Raw genomic sequence first — 250 nt, 5'->3', positions numbered from 1 at the left:
TGACTGGAGGTCAGAAAATGAACATCAAGAGCCTTCTTCTCGGCTCCGCTGCGGCCCTGATCGCAGTTTCCGGTGCGCGCGCCGCCGACGCCGTCGTCGTCGCCGAGCCGGAACCGGCTGAATACGTCAAGATTTGCGACGTTTACGGCTCGGGCTACTTCTACATCCCCGGCACCGAAACCTGCCTGCGCATCGGCGGCTATGTCCGTTACGACATCGGCGGCGGCGACGTGGGTTCGTTCGACGGTGC

General features: G+C 63.2%; 1 protein-coding gene. It reads left to right on the top strand.

What is annotated here, in order from left to right; all coding sequences use genetic code 11:
- Positions 1-17: 17 nt before the first annotated feature.
- A partial coding sequence (locus ACWTU9_RS33380) for a porin (protein ID WP_455862041.1) occupies positions 18-250 on the top strand: 233 nt, incomplete at its 3' end.

Source organism: Mesorhizobium sp. 128a (genome assembly GCF_053848025.1).
This window is presented reverse-complemented; position numbering and strand designations above follow the sequence as displayed.